Annotated in this window: 16 protein-coding genes; 7 read left to right on the top strand and 9 right to left on the bottom strand. The window is 65.1% G+C overall.

What is annotated here, in order from left to right; translation table 11 throughout:
- Nucleotides 1–41: 41 nt before the first annotated feature.
- Nucleotides 42–1,247: a saccharopine dehydrogenase family protein gene (locus HGI46_RS12830; protein WP_168904524.1), complete on the bottom strand. Its 1,206-nt coding sequence runs from the start codon at nt 1,245–1,247 to the stop codon at nt 42–44.
- Nucleotides 1,248–1,337: 90 nt separating this feature from the next.
- Here HGI46_RS12830 and HGI46_RS12835 point away from each other — a divergent pair, with 90 nt between their 5' ends.
- The 3 genes from HGI46_RS12835 to HGI46_RS12845 all read left to right on the top strand — a co-directional run bounded on the left by HGI46_RS12835 (nt 1,338) and on the right by HGI46_RS12845 (nt 3,288).
- On the top strand, nt 1,338–2,330 hold the full coding sequence (locus HGI46_RS12835; RefSeq protein ID WP_168904525.1) for a pyridoxal-phosphate dependent enzyme: 993 nt from the start codon (nt 1,338–1,340) through the stop codon (nt 2,328–2,330).
- Nucleotides 2,331–2,394: 64 nt separating this feature from the next.
- Nucleotides 2,395–2,826, top strand: a complete 432-nt coding sequence (locus HGI46_RS12840; RefSeq protein WP_168904526.1) for an MAPEG family protein — start codon at nt 2,395–2,397, stop codon at nt 2,824–2,826.
- A 27-nt stretch (nt 2,827–2,853) separates the two neighbouring features.
- Complete coding sequence (locus tag HGI46_RS12845) at nt 2,854–3,288, top strand: MAPEG family protein (RefSeq protein ID WP_118073669.1); 435 nt, start codon at nt 2,854–2,856, stop codon at nt 3,286–3,288.
- 1 nt (nt 3,289) lies between these two features.
- On the opposite strand, the gene HGI46_RS12850 is transcribed toward HGI46_RS12845, so the two are convergent.
- The 7 genes from HGI46_RS12850 to HGI46_RS12880 form a co-directional block, all read right to left on the bottom strand.
- A complete protein-coding gene (locus tag HGI46_RS12850) occupies nt 3,290–4,495 on the bottom strand; it encodes a class I SAM-dependent RNA methyltransferase (RefSeq protein WP_168904527.1) in 1,206 nt (401 codons plus the stop codon).
- A gap of 12 nt (nt 4,496–4,507) precedes the next feature.
- Complete coding sequence (locus tag HGI46_RS12855; RefSeq protein ID WP_168904528.1) at nt 4,508–5,917, bottom strand: NAD(P)H-hydrate dehydratase; 1,410 nt, start codon at nt 5,915–5,917, stop codon at nt 4,508–4,510.
- Nucleotides 5,901–6,257, bottom strand: a complete 357-nt coding sequence (locus tag HGI46_RS12860) for a hypothetical protein (protein WP_118073668.1) — start codon at nt 6,255–6,257, stop codon at nt 5,901–5,903. The genes HGI46_RS12855 and HGI46_RS12860 overlap by 17 nt, the downstream gene beginning before the upstream one ends.
- The gene (ilvD, locus tag HGI46_RS12865; protein WP_168904529.1) at nt 6,257–8,104 is read right to left on the bottom strand and encodes a dihydroxy-acid dehydratase; all 1,848 of its coding nucleotides are present in this window, start codon (nt 8,102–8,104) and stop codon (nt 6,257–6,259) included. The genes HGI46_RS12860 and ilvD overlap by 1 nt, the downstream gene beginning before the upstream one ends.
- A gap of 122 nt (nt 8,105–8,226) precedes the next feature.
- Nucleotides 8,227–8,949 (bottom strand): N-formylglutamate amidohydrolase, encoded by a 723-nt coding sequence (locus HGI46_RS12870; protein ID WP_168904530.1) that lies wholly within the window; start codon nt 8,947–8,949, stop codon nt 8,227–8,229.
- Nucleotides 8,946–9,749, bottom strand: coding sequence for a 4-(cytidine 5'-diphospho)-2-C-methyl-D-erythritol kinase (locus tag HGI46_RS12875; protein ID WP_168904531.1), 804 nt, complete (start codon nt 9,747–9,749; stop codon nt 8,946–8,948). The genes HGI46_RS12870 and HGI46_RS12875 overlap by 4 nt, the downstream gene beginning before the upstream one ends.
- 132 nt (nt 9,750–9,881) lie before the next feature.
- Nucleotides 9,882–11,531 (bottom strand): electron transfer flavoprotein-ubiquinone oxidoreductase, encoded by a 1,650-nt coding sequence (locus tag HGI46_RS12880; protein WP_168904532.1) that lies wholly within the window; start codon nt 11,529–11,531, stop codon nt 9,882–9,884.
- Between the two features lie 110 nt (nt 11,532–11,641).
- Between HGI46_RS12880 and HGI46_RS12885 the strand changes: the two genes are divergently transcribed.
- From HGI46_RS12885 to HGI46_RS12900, 4 genes are read left to right on the top strand one after another with little or no spacing between them, the layout of a single operon-like run.
- On the top strand, nt 11,642–12,421 hold the full coding sequence (locus tag HGI46_RS12885) for a hypothetical protein (RefSeq protein WP_168904533.1): 780 nt from the start codon (nt 11,642–11,644) through the stop codon (nt 12,419–12,421).
- Nucleotides 12,418–14,193, top strand: a complete 1,776-nt coding sequence (locus HGI46_RS12890) for a lytic transglycosylase domain-containing protein (RefSeq protein ID WP_168904534.1) — start codon at nt 12,418–12,420, stop codon at nt 14,191–14,193. The genes HGI46_RS12885 and HGI46_RS12890 overlap by 4 nt, the downstream gene beginning before the upstream one ends.
- Nucleotides 14,183–14,710 carry a molybdenum cofactor biosynthesis protein B gene (gene moaB, locus HGI46_RS12895; protein WP_168904535.1) on the top strand — a complete coding sequence of 176 codons (528 nt, stop codon included), beginning with the start codon at nt 14,183–14,185 and terminating at the stop codon, nt 14,708–14,710. The genes HGI46_RS12890 and moaB overlap by 11 nt, the downstream gene beginning before the upstream one ends.
- A 51-nt stretch (nt 14,711–14,761) precedes the next feature.
- Nucleotides 14,762–15,835, top strand: a complete 1,074-nt coding sequence (locus HGI46_RS12900; RefSeq protein ID WP_168904536.1) for a PA0069 family radical SAM protein — start codon at nt 14,762–14,764, stop codon at nt 15,833–15,835.
- A gap of 988 nt (nt 15,836–16,823) precedes the next feature.
- On the opposite strand, the gene HGI46_RS12905 is transcribed toward HGI46_RS12900, so the two are convergent.
- Entirely contained in the window at nt 16,824–17,237 is a 414-nt protein-coding gene (locus tag HGI46_RS12905; protein WP_168904537.1) for a DUF1330 domain-containing protein, read from the bottom strand.
- Nucleotides 17,238–17,239 lie beyond the last annotated feature (2 nt).

Below are 17,239 nucleotides of genomic sequence, written 5' to 3' on the forward strand. Positions count from 1 at the left end.
CGAAGAAGGTCCCCGCCTTCGCGGGGACGCTACAGAGAAAATCAGAACGCCAGCGGCCCCGCCAGTTCCTTGACCTGCCAAGGCAGGCCGTGGTTGTTCAGCATGTCCATGTAGGGATCGGGATCGAACTGTTCCATGTTGAACACGCCCGCGCCCGACCACACGCCCTGCACCATCATCGCCGCGCCGATCATCGCGGGCACGCCGGTGGTGTAGCTGACCGCCTGGTTGCCGGTCTCGCGATAGGCGTCTTCGTGGTCGCAGATGTTGTAGATGTAGAAGGTCTTTTCCTCCCCATCCTTGAGGCCCGTGGCGATATCGCCAATGTTGGTCTTGCCCTTGGTCGTGGGGCCGAGCGAGGCCGGCTCCGGCAGCACCGCTTTCAGGAACTGCAGCGGGATGATCTCCTTGCCCTCGTAGATCACCGGGTCGATCCGCGTCATGCCGACGTTCTGCAGCACGGTGAGGTGCGTGATATAGGCATCGCCGAAGGTCATCCAGAAGCGGATGCGCTCAATTTCGGGCAAGTGATGCGCGAGGCTTTCGAGCTCCTCGTGGTACATCAGGTACATGTTCTTGGGGCCGACTTCCTCGAAGTCGAACTGCTGGCGTATGGTCAGCGCCGGCGTCTCTACCCACTCACCGTTGAGGTAATGCCGCGCGGGCGCGGTCACTTCGCGGATGTTGATTTCCGGGTTGAAGTTGGTGGCAAAGTGCTGGCCATGATCACCGCCGTTGCAATCGAGAATGTCGAGCGTGCGGATCGTGTCGAGCTTGTGCTTTTTGAGCCATGTGGCGAAGACGCTGGTCACGCCCGGATCGAAGCCCGAACCCAGCAGCGCCATCAGGCCCGCCTGCTTGAACTTGTCCTGATAGGCCCACTGCCACGAATACTCGAACTTGGCCTCGTCGATCGGCTCGTAGTTCGCGGTATCCATGTAATTGACGCCCGCGGCAAGGCAGGCATCCATGATGTTGAGGTCCTGGTACGGCAGCGCAAGGTTCACCACCAGAACCGGCTTGACATCGTTGATCAGCGCCGTGGTCGCGGCAACGTCATCCGCGTCGATCTGATAGGTATCGACGGTAACGCCGGTGCGCTCTTTCACCGAAGCTGCAATGGCATCGCACTTGGACTTGGTCCGGCTGGCCAGCGCAATGCCGGTGAAGATATCCGAATTCATCGCCATCTTGTGGACCGCGACCGAGCCGACGCCGCCAGCGCCGATGACGAGAACTTTTGCCATGGTAACTCCAAATGCCAATTGTCCCGCCGCGTTCCAGACCTTGGGCCGAACGCGCAGGACATTCATGGAAAGGCCCTTTAGAGGAGAGCCATGACAAACCCAAGTCCTTCTGTCGAAACCCGCCAACCAACGCATGAAGGCGTGCTCCGCGCGGCAGAGAAGATGGCGCAGCTTCTGCCACGAACCCCGCTGCTTCCGCTCGAACTGCCGGCGGGCGGCACCGTGTGGTGCAAGGCCGAAAGCCTCCAGCCGGTCGGCGCGTTCAAGATCCGCGGCGCCTGGCACCGGCTGTCCGACCTGACCGATGAGGAGCGGAGCCGCGGAGTCATTGCAGTATCCAGCGGCAACCACGCGCAAGGCGTCGCGTGGGCAGCCCGCAGGCTGGGCATCGCAGCCCGCATCGTGATGCCCAACGACGCGCCGCAGGTAAAACTCGCCGCCACCCGCGAACTCGGCGCGGACGTCGTGCTCTATGATCGCCCCGGCGGCGAGGATCGCGACGCCGTCGCCGCCACGCTCGTGGCGCAGAGCGGCGCGACGCTGGTACACGCCTATGGCGATCCCTGGGTGATCGAAGGCCAGGGCAGCGCCGGGATCGAACTGGCCGCGCAGATGGAGTGCTTCGCCGACGGTGGCCCGACCCGCGTCGTCACCCCATGCGGTGGCGGTGGCCTTGCCGCCGGTCTCGCCCTTGCCCTGCCCGACGCCGAGATCGTGCCCGTCGAACCCGAAGGCTGGGACGACGTCGCCCGCAGCCTCGCCAGTGGCGCGATCCAACGCGTCTCCAGCGATGCCCCTCGCACCGCCTGCGACGCGCTGCAGACGCCTGCCACCTTCCCCATCAACTTCGCCATCATGTCCGCGCGCGGTCTCAGGGGCTTGAGCGTAACCGAGGCCGAGGTGCGCGCCGCCCAGCGCTATGCCTTCAGCAGGCTGAGGCTCGTGGTCGAACCGGGCGGAGCCGCCGGCCTCGCTGCGTTGCTGGCTGGCAAGGTGGCGGCAGATGGACGCACCGCCGTCCTGCTCTCGGGCGGCAACGTTGACCCGGCGGCCTTTGCCCAAGTGATTGCGCACGAGGGATAAGTTGCATTTGACAATCTAACTCGCACCCCGCACTCTCCCGGCAATTCTCGGGGGAGATCTGAAAATGCAGGCGCAAATCCTCACGCCCGCCGCAGTCCTCGTGCTGTGGTCGATTGTCATGCTGTTCTGGATGGCCGGAACGCGGCTGCCAGCCCTCAAGCAGAAGGGCGGCCTCGGCAAAGCGAAACCGGGCGGACGCGGACAGGACCTCGAAGGCGTGCTGCCCGACGAGATCAACTGGAAGGCGCATAACTACACCCACCTGATGGAACAGCCGACGCTGTTCTACGCGACCGTGATGATCCTTGCGATCATGGGCGCGGCTTCGCTCGATGTCGTGCTGGCATGGGGTTACGTTGCCTTACGCATCGTCCACTCGATCTGGCAGGCCACGGTCAACCGCGTGCCCGTGCGCTTCAGCCTGTTCCTGCTGTCAACACTGTGCCTGATCGGCCTGGCATTGCGCGCCTTGGGAGCGACCATGGGCCACGGATAAAGACATCAAAAGAGGGGGAGAATGCCAATGAAGATTGCTCATATCCTGCAACCGGCTGTCGCACTCATGGCGTGGACCATGGTCATGTGGCTGTGGATGTACGTCACGCGCATTCCGGCCATGAACGCCGCCAAGCTCGATCCCGACAACCTCGCCAAGGACCCCACCAAGACGCTCGACGATCTGCTACCCGCCAGCGTCCAGTGGAAGGCTCACAACTACAACCACCTGCACGAAGCGCCGACGCTGTTCTATGCCGTCTGCTTGGTCATTGCGGTTGCGGGGGCAGGCAATGGTACCAGTGCCACCGTCGCATGGGCCTATGTGGCCTTGCGCGTCATCCACTCACTGGTGCAGGCGACCGTGAACAAGGTAATGGTCCGCTTCATCCTGTTCTCGCTGTCGAGCATCGCACTCATGGCGCTGATCTACCACGCCGCGAGGATCGTCTTCGCCGCCTGACCTAATCGCGCATGAACAGGCTGGCCAGTTCCACATGGGTCGACCAGCGGAACTGGCCCACCGGCCGCAGCTCCGCCAGCCTGTATCCTCCCGCGATCAGCTTCACCGCATCGCGCGCCCAGCTGGCCGGGTTGCAGCTGATATAGACCACCCGCGCCACCTTGCTCAGCGCGATCTGCTCCACCTGCTCCTGCGCGCCCGCGCGCGGGGGATCGAGCACCACCGCCGCAAAGCGATCCAGCTCCTCTACCCGCAAGGGATTGCGGAACAGGTCGCGGTGCAGCGGGTGGACCGGCCGGCCGTTCATCCGCGCCGCGGCCTGGCAGGCAAGATGCGCATCGCGCGCTGCTTCGGCTGCGAGCACCTTGGTCTTCGGACCCGCCAGGGCAAAGGCGAAGGTGCCCAGCCCTGAAAACAGATCGGCCACCGTCGACGCCCCGGCCAGCCACTCGCGCGCAGCAGACACAAGCGCCGCCTCGCCATCGGCAGTCGCCTGCAGGAACGCGCCGGGAGGCAGCGAAACCGGCGTACCGCCCAGCGTGACAGTCACCGGCTCCGGCTCCCACACCCCCTCAGGCCCATAGCCCGAATCCATCGTCAGCCGCGCCAGACTGTTGTCCCGCGCAAAGTCGAGCAGTGCCTCGGTCTTCGCCAGCCCCTCGGCGCTCAGGCCCTTCAGCCCCGCCGAAACGCCCTGATCGGTCAGCGCCAGTTCGATATCGACCGCCAGCTTGCGGTCACCCCATTGCTCCAGCAGCGCCCGCAGCGGCGCAACCAGTGCGAACAGTTCGGGCGCCAGCACATGACACTCGCGCATATCGACGATCTTGTGCGAACCCTGCTCGCGAAAACCGATGACCACGCGCTTGCCGATGGCCTGGGCATGCAAGGTCGCCCGGCGGCGCGAACGTGGCGGCGAGATGTGCGCCGCAGCGGCCACCACATCCTCGATCCCCTGCCCCTTCGCCGCACCGACGACGCGATCGTGCACGTATTCGGCCAGCGCGTCCTCGGACAAGTGCTGCAACTGGCACCCGCCGCACGCCGGAAAATGCCGGCATGGTGGATCGACGTGGTTCGGGCCATGGACCAGCGAACCATCAGCCTGCAGAACATCGCCGGGAGCCGCCAGCGCCGCGTATCTGCCATCTGCCGTTGCGCCTTCCCCCTTCGCGGCAACACGCACGATCAGACCGGACTCACTCATTCAAGACATTCCCTAAACGCTACCGGCCCTAAAAGCCGCCTGCACGGCATCGGCCAGTTCGCCGGCCGTGAACGCAGGCCCGCACAGCCGCGCCGCTTCGCCGTGGAGCCATAGGCCTTCCTCCGCAGCGCGCAAGGCTTGGCCATTCGTAGCGAGCCGACTGGCTATCGTGCCGGCCAGTACATCGCCCGTTCCCGCAACCGAGAGCCACGATGAAGCGCGCGGGGCCACAACAACCTCGCCCCCGGGCGCCGCGATCAGCGTGTCCGGCCCCTTCAGCACCACGACTGCGCCCGAAACCTCGGCCAGAGCCAGTGCACGTTCCCGCCGCAGGCCTTTTCCCCAAAGCCCGAACGCCCGCTCCAGCGCCGCCATCTCGCCTTCGTGCGGGGTCAGCACACACGGCGCGCCCGAAAGCATCGCCGGTCGCAACAGAACCAGCGCATCAGCGTCCACGACCGTTGGCCGCCCCGCATGAAGCGCAGCGGCGAGCAAGCGCGACGCCCCATCAGACCGTCCAAGACCGGGGCCGACCAGCAGCGCCGAAGTCCGCGCGTCAGCCAGCAGGGCCGCGCTGTCGCTCGTCACAACCAGTTCGGGCGGCACTCCCGCTGGCGCCGACTGCGCCGCGAGCTTAACGTACCCGGCGCCTGCGCGCAGCGCTGCCGTCGCCGCCAGCATGGCTGCCCCAGGCATTTCTCCACCCACGATCCCGAGCATCCCGCGCCGATACTTGTGCGCATCGGGCGCCGGCGACGTCAGCCGCAGCCGCTCCAGCACCCGCGCTGCACCAGGCACCTGCGCTACGCCGATGTCGACCAGCCTGGTTGCCCCCATCGCCGCACACGCGGGCATGGCAAAATGCGCATGCTTCCACGCCCCCAGGGCCACCGTCAGCGTCCAGTCCGGCAGCCCAGCGTTCAGCGCCGCGCCGCTGTCGCTCTCGATCCCGCTCGGCACATCAATGGCGATGCGATGGCGATGCAGCGCCGCCAATCCGCAGAGCATGTCGTAGATTTCATCCGGCAAGGCCCGCGTCAGCCCGCTACCGAACAGGCAATCGACGAACACATCCCCCCCGGTGACGCTATCTGCCGAAACGACCGCTCCCCGGTACAAGGCCCTGGCATTGCGCGCCGCATCCGTCGCCGGCTCGCGCGCCTGCACGACCTGCACGGCATTGCCATGTTCGCGAAGATATTCGGCGATCACCCAGCCATCGCCGCCGTTGTTGCCGGGTCCGCACAGCACGGTCACCGAACCGCCGCCCGCGATCCGCCGCACCCATTCGCCCGCGCCGCGCCCCGCCACGCGCATCAGCGCATCGACGCTCGTACCCGCCGCGATCAGGTCCTCCTCGGCGGCGCGCATCTGCGCCACGGTCAGGACCTGCGAGAGCACGGCGTCACGGCTGCGGGGCATCATCCTTCATCCTTGCCGGAAAGCGGTAGCGGTCCCCCGCCACCGAAACTTCGAGCACGCCTTCGGAGGACCACTGCGCGGTCGCTTCATCGGCGCCATCGGCCGATACCACGCCGCGCCCGTCGTCCACCATCTCGAACCGGCGAAAGCCCCCGGCCTTGTGCCGAACCGTCAGGAAGCGCTTCTCGCCAACCCGCGAATCCTCGACGAAGCATTCCGGCAGAAACTTCGCCGCGCCGCCCACCGCGCAATCGATCACGCGGCCCTTGGGCGTCTCCTCGGCTTTGGAGCAAGCCGCCAGCGCCGCGCAAATCAACAGCGCTGGCAGCGTCCGGCGCATCAATCGATGCCCAGCTGCTTGAGATCGCGCACCGCGCCGCGCGCCGCGCTCGTCGTCATCGCGGCGTAGGCTTTCAGCGCGGTCGAAATCTGGCGCGGCCGCTCCTGCGCCGGTTTCCAGCCCTTCGCGTCCTGGCCTGCGCGACGGTGCGAAAGTTCCTCGTCGCTGACCGCCAGATGGATCGTGCGGTTCGGGATGTCGATCTCGATCATGTCGCCGTTCTCGACCAGACCGATCTCGCCGCCTTCCGCCGCTTCGGGCGAGGCATGTCCGATGGAAAGGCCCGAAGTGCCGCCCGAAAAGCGCCCGTCGGTCAACAGCGCGCAAGCCGCGCCAAGGCCCTTCGACTTGAGGTAGCTGGTGGGATAGAGCATTTCCTGCATGCCCGGCCCGCCCTTCGGCCCTTCATAGCGGATCACCACCACATCGCCCGCCACGACCTGCCCGGTCAGGATCGCCGTCACCGCCGCGTCCTGACTTTCATAGACCTTGGCGGGGCCTGCAAACTTGTGGATCTTCTCGTCCACGCCCGCCGTCTTCACGATGCAGCCATCTCGCGCGATATTGCCATAAAGCACCGCAAGGCCGCCGTCCTTGCTGAAGGCATGGTCCGCCGAACGGATCACGCCGGTCTCGCGATCAAGGTCCAGTTCCTTCCAGCGACGGTCCTGCGAGAAGGCCACCTGCGTCGGCACGCCGCCCGGCGCTGCCTTGAAGAATTCCTGCACGCTTGGCGAATTGGTGCGCTTGATGTCCCAGCGATCCAGCGCTTCGGCCAGCGTGCGGCTGTGCACGGTCGGCAGGTGCGTGTGGATCAGGCCCGCACGATCCAGCTCTCCAAGAATGGCGTAGATGCCACCCGCCCGGTGGACGTCCTCCATATGCACGTCGTTCTTGGCCGGCGCGACCTTCGACAGGCACGGCACCCGACGGCTCAGCCGATCGATGTCCGACATCGTGAAGTTCACGCCCGCCTCGTGCGCGGCGGCCAGCAGGTGCAGCACCGTATTGGTCGATCCGCCCATCGCGATGTCGAGGCACACCGCATTCTCAAAGGCATCGAAGCTGGCGATCGAGCGCGGGAGCACGCTGGCATCGTCCTCTTCGTAATAGCGCTTGCACAGGTCCACCGCGAGGCGCCCCGCTTCAAGGAACAGGCGCTTGCGATCCGCATGCGTCGCCAGCGTCGAACCATTGCCCGGCAGCGACAGGCCCAGCGCCTCGGTCAGGCAGTTCATCGAGTTCGCCGTGAACATGCCAGAGCAGGAACCACAAGTCGGGCAAGCCGACCGCTCGACGGCAGCCACTTCCTCGTCGGTCATGGTATCGTCGGCTGCGGCCACCATCGCATCGACCAGATCGAGCGCGTGCTCCTTGCCCTTGAGGATCACCTTGCCCGCTTCCATCGGCCCGCCCGAGACGAACACGACCGGAATGTTGATCCGCATTGCCGCCATCAGCATGCCCGGCGTGATCTTGTCGCAGTTGGAAATGCAGACCATCGCATCGGCGCAATGGGCGTTGACCATGTATTCCACGCTGTCGGCGATCAGGTCACGGCTTGGCAGTGAATAGAGCATGCCGTCGTGGCCCATGGCGATGCCGTCATCGACTGCGATGGTGTTGAATTCCTTGGCAACGCCGCCAGCCGCCTCAATCTCGCGCGCGACCATCTGGCCAAGGTCCTTGAGGTGAACATGGCCCGGCACGAACTGCGTGAACGAATTGACCACCGCGATGATCGGCTTGCCGAAATCCTCGTCCTTCATGCCCGTTGCGCGCCAAAGTCCGCGCGCGCCCGCCATGTTGCGGCCATGGGTGGTGGTGCGTGAACGATAGGCGGGCATTGTGCGAACTCCGGACAGGGAATCAGTTTTTATGGGCGACTTGGGAGCGTTCCCTAGCCCACGGAATCGGCCGCTGTCGAAAGTATTAATTACAACTATGTCAGCCAAAAGTGGCGGAAAACCTAACTGATTGCGACCGCAACCTGATTGGCAATCCGCGCCAGCCGCTCGGCCCATTCAGCTTGGCCCTTAGCATCGCTGATCAGGTCTTGTCGCACCTCTATGCCCAGGTAGGGCCTTCCGTCCGCCTCGGCATGGCGGTTCATTGTCGCGTTCAGCAGCCTGCCCGAATAGGGCAGCTGATCCCCAACGCAGAGTCCTTCGGCTTCCAGAAGCGGAATTGCGATCCGCGCTGCGCGATCATCCTCGTTGTAAAGCACGCCCACATGCCAGGGCCGAGACTCGTCGCTCGAGGCGAGTTGCGGCGTAAAGCTGTGCAAGGACAGGATCAGCGCCTGCGGCACATCAGCCAGAAGGTCGGCCAGCGCATCGTGATAGGGCCGGAAGAACCGCGCCAGCCGCGCCTCGTGGCCGGCATGATCGAGCGCATTGCCGGGGATCGCATGGCCATCGCTGGCAATCGGCACGACGGTCGGCAGATGCTCGTCGCGATTGAAATCGCAGACCAGACGGCTGACCCCGCCCTGAAACGTCGCGATTCCCGGCCGCTGCGCCATGAACGCGCCCACCTCTGCAACGCCGATGTCCACGGCGATATGCTGGTTCAGCAGGTCCGCAGCGATGCCGAGCTCAATATCGTCCGGCACGTGGTTGGAAGCATGGTCCGAAACCACGAGGATGCCGCCGAAGCGCGGCTGACCGAGGATGGCGAAGGCCTCGCTCACCGCAACGCCCCTGCCAACGTCCACCACTCGGCTGGCATTGCCGCCTTGGCCGCATCGCGCAGTTCAGGCGTATCGTAGAGCGCAAAGCACGTCGCGCCCGATCCTGACATGCGCGTCAACCAAGCCCCCGTCCGCGCCAATGCCGCCAGCACATCGCCAATTTCCGGCACCAGCGTCAGCGCCGGGGCTTCCAGATCATTGCGGCCAGCAAGGGCCATTTGCCGAAGGTTCTCGCCCTCCATCGGCCCGCGATCAACGCCATCCCAGGCCTTGAACACCGGCCCGGTAGCCAGCGGAATACGCGGATTGACCAGCAGAACCGGCGTGCCCGCAAGATCGTTGGCAATCGGCTCCAGCTCGGTCCCGGTCCCGCGCCCGATACAGGCCACGCTTTCCACGCAAGCCGGCACGTCCGCCCCCAGCTGCGCCGCCCGCGCATGCCAGTCCTCGGGCAAGCCGTGGCTGTCCCGCACCATCCGGAAAATGGCCCCGGCATCCGCTGACCCGCCACCCAGCCCCGCCGCCACCGGCAGGTTTTTCTCCAGCGTCACCGCCCAACCCGACCCGTGCGGCAACGAATGCAGCGCCTTGGCCACGATATTCCCGAACGGATCGTCCAGCGCCCCGCCAAACTCGCCGACAACCCGCAGCGAATCTGCCGACGCTGGCGAAGCGCTCAGCTCATCCCCCGCATCGACGAAGGCGAACAGCGTCTCCAGCTCATGATACCCATCCTCCCTGCGCCGCCGCACATGCAGAGCGAGGTTGATCTTGGCGTACGCGGTCTGGCGAAGGGTCATAGCCCTCTCCCCTTGAGGGGAGAGGGTTGGGAGAGGGGATTGCAGCGCTTCATACCCCTCTCAACTACGGCTAGGCGGACAAGCCGCCAAGCCTTCATATCTCTCCCCGAACGGGGAGAGAGCATTTGCGCCTCACATATTCGGATAGTTCGGCCCGCCGCCACCTTCCGGCGTCACCCATTCGATGTTCTGGGTCATGTCCTTGATGTCGCAGGTCTTGCAGTGGACGCAGTTCTGGGCGTTGATCTGCAGGCGCGGGTTGCCTTCCTCCACGCCGACGTACTCATAGACGCCCGCCGGGCAGTAGCGCTGCTCGGGGCCTGCATAGAGCGGCAGGTTGATCCGCGTCGGCACCGTCGGGTCCTTCAGCACGAGGTGGCTCGGCTGGTCTTCCTCGTGGTTGGTGTACGAGAACGAAACGCTGGTCAGGCGGTCGAAGGTGATCACGCCATCGGGCTTGGGGTACGCAATCGGCTTGTAAAGATCGGCGCGCTGCGTCGCCTCGCTGTCGCGGTGGTGCTTCATCGGCTTCCAGATGCCAAAGCCGCCAATCGTACGCAGCCACATGTCCGCGCCCGCCAGCACCGTGCCCAGCTCGCCGCCGAACTTGGCCACCAGCGGCTGCGCGTTCTGGACCTTCTTCAGCTCCTTGGCGATCCAGCTTTCGCGGACGGCACTGTCGTATTCGACCATGTCGTCCTTCTCGCGGCCCGCGGCCATTGCCGCCGCGATGGACTCCGCCGCCAGCATCCCGCTCTTCATCGCGGTGTGGCTGCCCTTGATGCGCGGGACGTTCACAAAGCCGGCCGAGCAGCCGATCAGCGCGCCGCCGGGGAACGACAGGCGCGGCACCGACTGCCATCCGCCCTCGTTGATGGCACGTGCGCCGTACGACACGCGGCGGCCGCCCTCCAGGATCGCGCGGATTTCCGGATGCTGCTTCCAGCGCTGGAATTCCTCGAACGGATACACGTATGGGTTGGCGTAATCGAGCGCGGTGACGAAACCCAATGCCACCTGGTTGTTCGCCTGGTGGTAGAGGAACCCGCCGCCCCACGAATTCGATTCCGAAAGCGGCCAGCCTTGCGTGTGGATCACGCGGCCCGGCACGTGCTTTTCGGGATCGATGTCCCACAGTTCCTTGATGCCGATGCCATAGACCTGCGGCTCGCAATCGCGCTCAAGGTCAAAATGCGCCTTGAGCCGCTTGGTCAGGTGTCCGCGCGCGCCCTCGGCAAAGAGCGTGTACTTGGCGTGGAGTTCCATGCCGGGCTGGTAGTCGGGCTTCTTCTCGCCATCCTTGCCAATGCCCATGTCGCCGGTGGCGACGCCCATCACCGCGCCGTTCTCGTCGAACAGGATCTCCGCCGCCGGGAAGCCGGGGAAGATCTCGACGCCCAGTTCCATTGCCTGTTCGGACAACCAGCGGCACAGGTTGCCAAGCGAGCCGGTATAGTTGCCATCGTTCGACATGAACGGAGGCATCGGCCAATGCGGGATAGACATCTTGCCGGTCTTCGACAGCACCCAGTGCCAATTGTCGGTCACCGGCACTTCGGCCATCGGGCAGCCCTGTTCGCGCCATTCCGGCAGCAGTTCATCAAGCGCCTTCGGGTCCACCACCGCACCCGAAAGGATGTGCGCGCCGATCTCCGAACCCTTTTCCAGGATGCAGACCGAGATATCCGGGTTCACCTGCCTCAGCCGTATCGAGGCAGCCAGGCCCGCAGGTCCCCCGCCAACGATGACGACGTCATACGGCATCGATTCCCGTTCGCTCATGCCTCGATATCTCCCGACTGCTGCTAAACGCACGATTGAATTTCGAATGTGCCTTGAAAGAGGGCACTGGCAAGGTCAAGACCGCAAATTGGACTGGAAGGAAAGACAGGTTGCCCGATACCGCTAACGCGAATGGCCACGATTGGGATGCTGCCGTTACGGCGGCGCTCGACTGGTGGCGCGATGCGGGCGTGGACCATGCCTTCGTCGATGATCCGCAGGACTGGCTGGCCGAAGCGCGCAAGCCCCGGGAAGCCGCGCCACCTGCCCCGATGAAGCCGCTGCGCGCACTCGCGGCAGAGCGCGATGATTCGCCCAAGGTCGCCAAGGTCAGTGCCAAGTCCGATTGGCCGCAGACGCTCGAAACCTTCGCGCCATGGTGGCTTGCCGAACCCGCGCTCGCCCCGGCGGGGCTCAAGCGCCTGCCTCCGGTCGGTGCGCAAGGCGCGGACTTGATGATCCTTGTGCCGATGCCCTCGGCCGACGATGGCGACGCATTGCTCTCGGGCCGGGCAGGGCGGCTGCTCGATGCCATGCTCGCCGCAATGAGCATTGCCCGCGAACAGACCTACCTCGCCTCGGCCCTTCCCGCACATGTCCCAATGGCCGATTGGCAAGTCCACAAGGAGTCCGGCCTTGGCGACGTCCTGCTCCACCACATCGTGCTGGCGGCCCCCAAGCGGCTGCTGATCCTTGGCGCATCGGGCATTTCAGCGCTTCTCGGCCACGACCCGCCGAATTTGGCTCAAAGTTTACGGGCAATTAATCAAGAAGGGCCACCACTCCCTGCGCTGCCGGCGTGGGATCTCGAAGCCATGTTGCAGCGCCCTGCCCTCAAGGCAGGTTTCTGGAGCCGCTGGCTCGAATGGACGGGGACTGAAACGATTTGAAGCTGGCTCGCGCCAAGACGTTCACGCTGCTCGCGCTCGCGACCTCGTCGCTTGGGCTTTCCGCTGTCCCGGCTCACGCCAACAGCGCAGCGGTCGACTATTTCCGTGGCCGCGCCGATCGCACCGCCGTCCCCTCGCTGTTGAGCGCTGACGACCGCTCCTACTATAAGAGCCTGTTCTCCGCGATCGAGCGGGAGGATTGGACGCAAGTCCAGACCCTGTTCGCCCAGCGCACGGACGGACCGCTGCACACCGTCGCCCGCGCGCAGTACATGCTCGCCGCTACCTCGCCCAAGGCAGAGCTCGCGCCGATCACCGAAGTGCTGACCAAGGCACCCGACCTGCCGTGGGCCGAGCAGCTTGGCCGCCTTGCCGTCAAGCGCGGAGCGACCGAACTGCCTGCCCTGCCCGCAGCGCAGCGCCTCGTCAGCCTCCCCAACGTCTCGAAGCGCATCAAGCCGCGCCCGATCGATGACGGGACGATGCCGGCCGGTGTCGCCGCTGCCATTCAGGACCGCATCAAGTTTGACGATCCGGTCGGTGCGCGCGTGCTGCTCGATGGCGTTGACGCCACGCTCTCTCCCGCTGCCCGCGCCGAATGGCGCCAGAAGGTCGGCTGGGCCTTCTATATCGAGAACGACGACGCCACCGCGCGCGCCCTCTCGCTGACGGCCGCCGAAGGCTCGGGTCCTTGGATTTCCGAAGCCTACTGGACCGCAGGCCTTGCCAGCTGGCGTCTCGGCGATTGCCTTGCAGCCGCCGATTCGTTCGAGAAGACCGCAGGCTCTGCCCATAACGACGAGCTGGCCTCGGCCGCGCATTATTGGGCCAGCCGCGCCTGGCTGCGCTGCCGCAAGCCGGAGAAGGTCTCGGCCTCGCTGCGCAACGCCGCCCGTTTCCGCGAAACGCTTTACGGGATGATGGCGTCCGAAGCACTGGGCATGCGCGAGAGCACGCCGCCGGTGGCTCCGGACTTCTCGCAGAATGATTGGCAGCAGCTGCGCGACGTCCCCAACATCCGCACCGCCGTCCAGCTGGCCGAGATCGGCGAAGACGGCCTCGCCGACGAAATCCTGCGTCACCAGGCCCGCATCGGTGCGCCCGGGCAGTACGCCCCGCTCTCGCGCCTCGCCCGCGACCTTGGCCTTCCCTCCACCCAGCTGTGGATGGCCTACAATGCTCCGGCTGGCGCCCGGCCCGATGAATCCGCGCGGTTCCCTGCGCCGAAATGGACACCGGCCACGGGCTGGAAGGTCGATCCGGCGCTGCTCTTCGCGCACTCGCTGCAGGAATCGAACTTCCGCACCGCCGTCACCAGCCCCGCCGGGGCCAAGGGGCTGATGCAGGTCCGCCCGGGCACGGCCAAGGACATGGCCCGCGTCGAACCGATGATGGCCGGACGCGATCGCCAGCTCGATCTGCCTGACGTCAACCTCGCCTTCGGCCAGCAGTATCTTCAGCAGCTGCGCGATTCCGACGCGACGCAGGGCCTCCTGCCCAAGGTCATGGCCGCCTACAATGCCGGGCCTCTGCCGATCAGCCGGTGGAATACCGAAATCCGTGGCGGCAGCGATCCCCTTCTGTGGATGGAATCGATCCCGTATTGGGAAACGCGCGGCTACGTCTCGATCGTCATGCGCAATTACTGGATGTACGAAAAGCAGGCGGGCGGCCCGTCCGAAAGCCGCATGGGGCTCGTCCAGGGCATGTGGCCAAAGTTCCCGGGCCTGTCCGGCGCAGAAAACATAAGGATAGCATCGCGTGGCAATTGATACTTCGCGCGAATTCAAGCCGATCAACATTGCCCTGCTGACTGTTTCCGACACGCGTGGCCCGTCCGAGGACACCTCGGGCGATATCCTCGCCGAACGCATCAAGGCCAAGGGCCACAAGCTCGCCGCGCGCGCCATGGAAAAGGACGATGCCGACCGCATCGCCAGCCGCCTCAACAACTGGATCGACGACCGCTCGGTCGATGCAGTCGTCATCACCGGCGGCACCGGCCTGACCGGCCGCGACGTCACTCCCGAAGCGCTTGATCGCGTGAAGACCCGCGACATCCCGGGCTTTGGCGAGCTGTTCCGCTGGCTTTCCTACAAGACCATCGGCACCAGCACGATCCAGTCCCGCGCCTGCGCCGTGGTTGCACGCGGCACCTACATCTTCGCTCTGCCCGGCTCGAACGGCGCGGTGAAGGATGGCTGGGACGGCATTCTCGACGAACAGCTCGACAGCCGAAACCGCCCCTGCAACTTCGTCGAACTCATGCCGAGACTGCTCGAAAAGTAAGTCTTTCCAAGCGCTATTGCATTTCCGTTCCACTTATGTTCCAATCGTGCCATGGCAATCCACGGCAGAGGAGCGCAATCGGCAAAGGTTCCCACCCGCTTCGGCCTCGCCACCCGCGAGGCTGACGGCGACTGGCTCGACGCGCGCGAGGATATTGACGGCCCCGGCCCCAAGCTGCGCACCACCGTCACCGAGGAACACCCCCGCTCGATCCTCACTTTCAACCGCTCGCCCGACATTCCCTTCGACCGTTCGGTGAACGCCTATCGCGGCTGTGAGCACGGCTGCGTCTATTGCTACGCCCGGCCGAGCCATGCCTACCATGATCTCTCTCCCGGCCTCGATTTTGAAACAAGGCTCTTCGCCAAGCCCGATGCGGCCAAGCTTCTGCGCGAAACGCTGGCCAAGCCTGCCTACACCCCAGCCCCCATCGCCATGGGCACCAACACCGATCCCTATCAGCCGATCGAAGGACGCTACCGCATCACCCGCCAGGTGCTGGAACTCTGTCTTGAACTGCGCCACCCCGTCACCATCACCACCAAGTCCGCGCGCGTGCTTGACGACCTTGATCTCCTTGCCGAGCTTGCCCGCCATCGCCTCACCGCGGTCGGTATCTCTGTCACCAGTCTCGATCCGCGCCTGTCCGGTCTTCTCGAGCCACGCGCCAGTTCCCCAGCCAAGCGTCTGGATGCACTGGGAAAACTCGTTGCCACAGGCGTGCCAACCCACGTCTCGGTCGCCCCGGTCATTCCGTCGATCACCGACCAGTTCATCGAAGGCATCCTCGAAGCCGCCGCCGAACGGGGCGTACGCTCTGCCAGCTGGATCATGCTGCGCCTGCCCCACGAAGTCGCTCCGCTGTTCCGGGAATGGCTCGACACGCACTTCCCGGATCGCGCGTCGAAAGTCATGGGGATCGTCCAGTCTGTTCGCGGCGGCAAGGACAACGACGCGCAGTTCTTCACCCGCATGAAGCCCAACGGCGTCTGGGCCGATCTCCTCCGCACCCGCTTCCGCGTCGCCTGCCGCAAATACGGCATCGGCAAGGCCCACCTCGATCTCGACTGCGCGCAGTTTCGAAAGCCCAGCCCCAACGGCCAACTCGATCTGTTCTCACCTTGACCCCGCGTCAGAATCCCCCGCCGCCCCGGGCTTGACCCGGGCCTGGGCTTTTTTCTGTTTCACGCAGAGGCGCAGAGAAGAAAAGGGGACGCGGAGAAGGGAAGCGAAGGCATGGCAATTAAGGCCTGCGGCGAAGCCGCCTCCAGACCTTTCTTCTTCTCTGCGCGCTCCGCTCTCCCCGCGTCTCTGCGCGAAACCCTTTTCTCCCTTTCCCTCCGCGTCTCCCTTTTCTTCTCCGCGTCTCCGCGTGAACCAACTCAAGCCACCTTGACAAAACGAACCATATAGGTTATACGCCCTGCCCACAGGTCAGGAGAGGGCAAAAGGCCAACCCGCTCCTCTCCCTTCGGAAGCTGAGGCCCAGAGTCTGGCGCGGATGCTTCCGACGCGATCGGTGCGGCAGGTGCGCAGCGGGTTCAACGAGGGGCGTAAAGCCCAAGACCCACCGGGCAAGACCTGTCGTTACCCAAGGACAGACAGGACACCCCAGGGCTGATAGCACGGCGCCGAACCCTGAGCGACGCTGCGGATGCGGAACCCGCCATGACTTGCGTGACAGTGTCGGCGCAAACGACAGGTTCTTTTCACGCAGCCGCTTGCCAGAAGCCAAGGCAGCCCGCGAGCCGCTGCCAAAGCTTCGTCCTTTCACATATGTCCGCCCTCAGGCTGAGCCGACAAGGGGCACGGAACCGCCCCCCGGCCACTCGCAACCGGTCCCGCGCCCCATCCCTTGCGTGCCGCAACGGCACCGCACCGGTCGCGCGATCTGTCTGCTTCCTCTCGGCGTTACCGTCCGCACTCGCCAGCGGATGCTTTTTTGTATCGAGCGTGGAATGGTTCACGCAGAGACGCAGAGGAAGAAGGAGAGACGCAGAGTTGATCAGAGCGCCTGCGGCGCAGCCGCCTCCAACTTTCTTCTCTTCCCCGCGTCTCCCCTTGCTTCTCCGCGTCTCTGCGTGAAACAGGAAAACGCTGGGCCAGCGAAAAACTAAGCTCCCCGAAACCGGATCAACCGGCTATCGGCCACCGCCGCGGTGCGATGCGGCAGGGCATCGCGCGCATAGACCTCGTCCTTCACCATCGCGAAGAACGCCCGGGCGTCGGGGTAGCCCATCACGAAAGCCTCGTCCCATTCGCCCTGCGGACCGGTAACGACGCATTCCATCGGCGCATGCCAGACCATCGCTGCGCCTGAATCCTTGACCAGCGCCTGAAACGCCTGCTTGTAGATCGCGTAAGCCTCGCGCCCGGTCAGGCCCTTGCCGTGGTTCGGATGCCCTTCCGGATACTCGGCCAGATCGCGATACTTGATCAGGTTGAGCATGTGGATCGGCCGATCGCGAGGCAGGGACTTGAAGACCTCGAAGTTCTCCCGGCTCGGATCGATATAGGTCTCGGCCACGC

It is taken from the genome of Novosphingobium sp. ERW19, from assembly GCF_012641315.1.
Taxonomy (GTDB): domain Bacteria; phylum Pseudomonadota; class Alphaproteobacteria; order Sphingomonadales; family Sphingomonadaceae; genus Novosphingobium.

Coding starts and splice junctions, on each gene's coding strand:
- HGI46_RS12840 (WP_168904526.1), top strand. CDS start 2,395: ATGCAGGCGCAAATCCTCACGCCCGCCGCAGTCCTCGTGCTGTGGTCG.
- ilvD (WP_168904529.1), bottom strand. CDS start 8,104: ATGCCCGCCTATCGTTCACGCACCACCACCCATGGCCGCAACATGGCG.
- HGI46_RS12845 (WP_118073669.1), top strand. CDS start 2,854: ATGAAGATTGCTCATATCCTGCAACCGGCTGTCGCACTCATGGCGTGG.
- HGI46_RS12860 (WP_118073668.1), bottom strand. CDS start 6,257: ATGCGCCGGACGCTGCCAGCGCTGTTGATTTGCGCGGCGCTGGCGGCT.
- HGI46_RS12855 (WP_168904528.1), bottom strand. CDS start 5,917: ATGCCCCGCAGCCGTGACGCCGTGCTCTCGCAGGTCCTGACCGTGGCG.
- HGI46_RS12830 (WP_168904524.1), bottom strand. CDS start 1,247: ATGGCAAAAGTTCTCGTCATCGGCGCTGGCGGCGTCGGCTCGGTCGCG.
- HGI46_RS12880 (WP_168904532.1), bottom strand. CDS start 11,531: ATGAGCGAACGGGAATCGATGCCGTATGACGTCGTCATCGTTGGCGGG.
- HGI46_RS12835 (WP_168904525.1), top strand. CDS start 1,338: ATGACAAACCCAAGTCCTTCTGTCGAAACCCGCCAACCAACGCATGAA.
- HGI46_RS12850 (WP_168904527.1), bottom strand. CDS start 4,495: ATGAGTGAGTCCGGTCTGATCGTGCGTGTTGCCGCGAAGGGGGAAGGC.
- HGI46_RS12900 (WP_168904536.1), top strand. CDS start 14,762: ATGGCAATCCACGGCAGAGGAGCGCAATCGGCAAAGGTTCCCACCCGC.
- HGI46_RS12875 (WP_168904531.1), bottom strand. CDS start 9,749: ATGACCCTTCGCCAGACCGCGTACGCCAAGATCAACCTCGCTCTGCAT.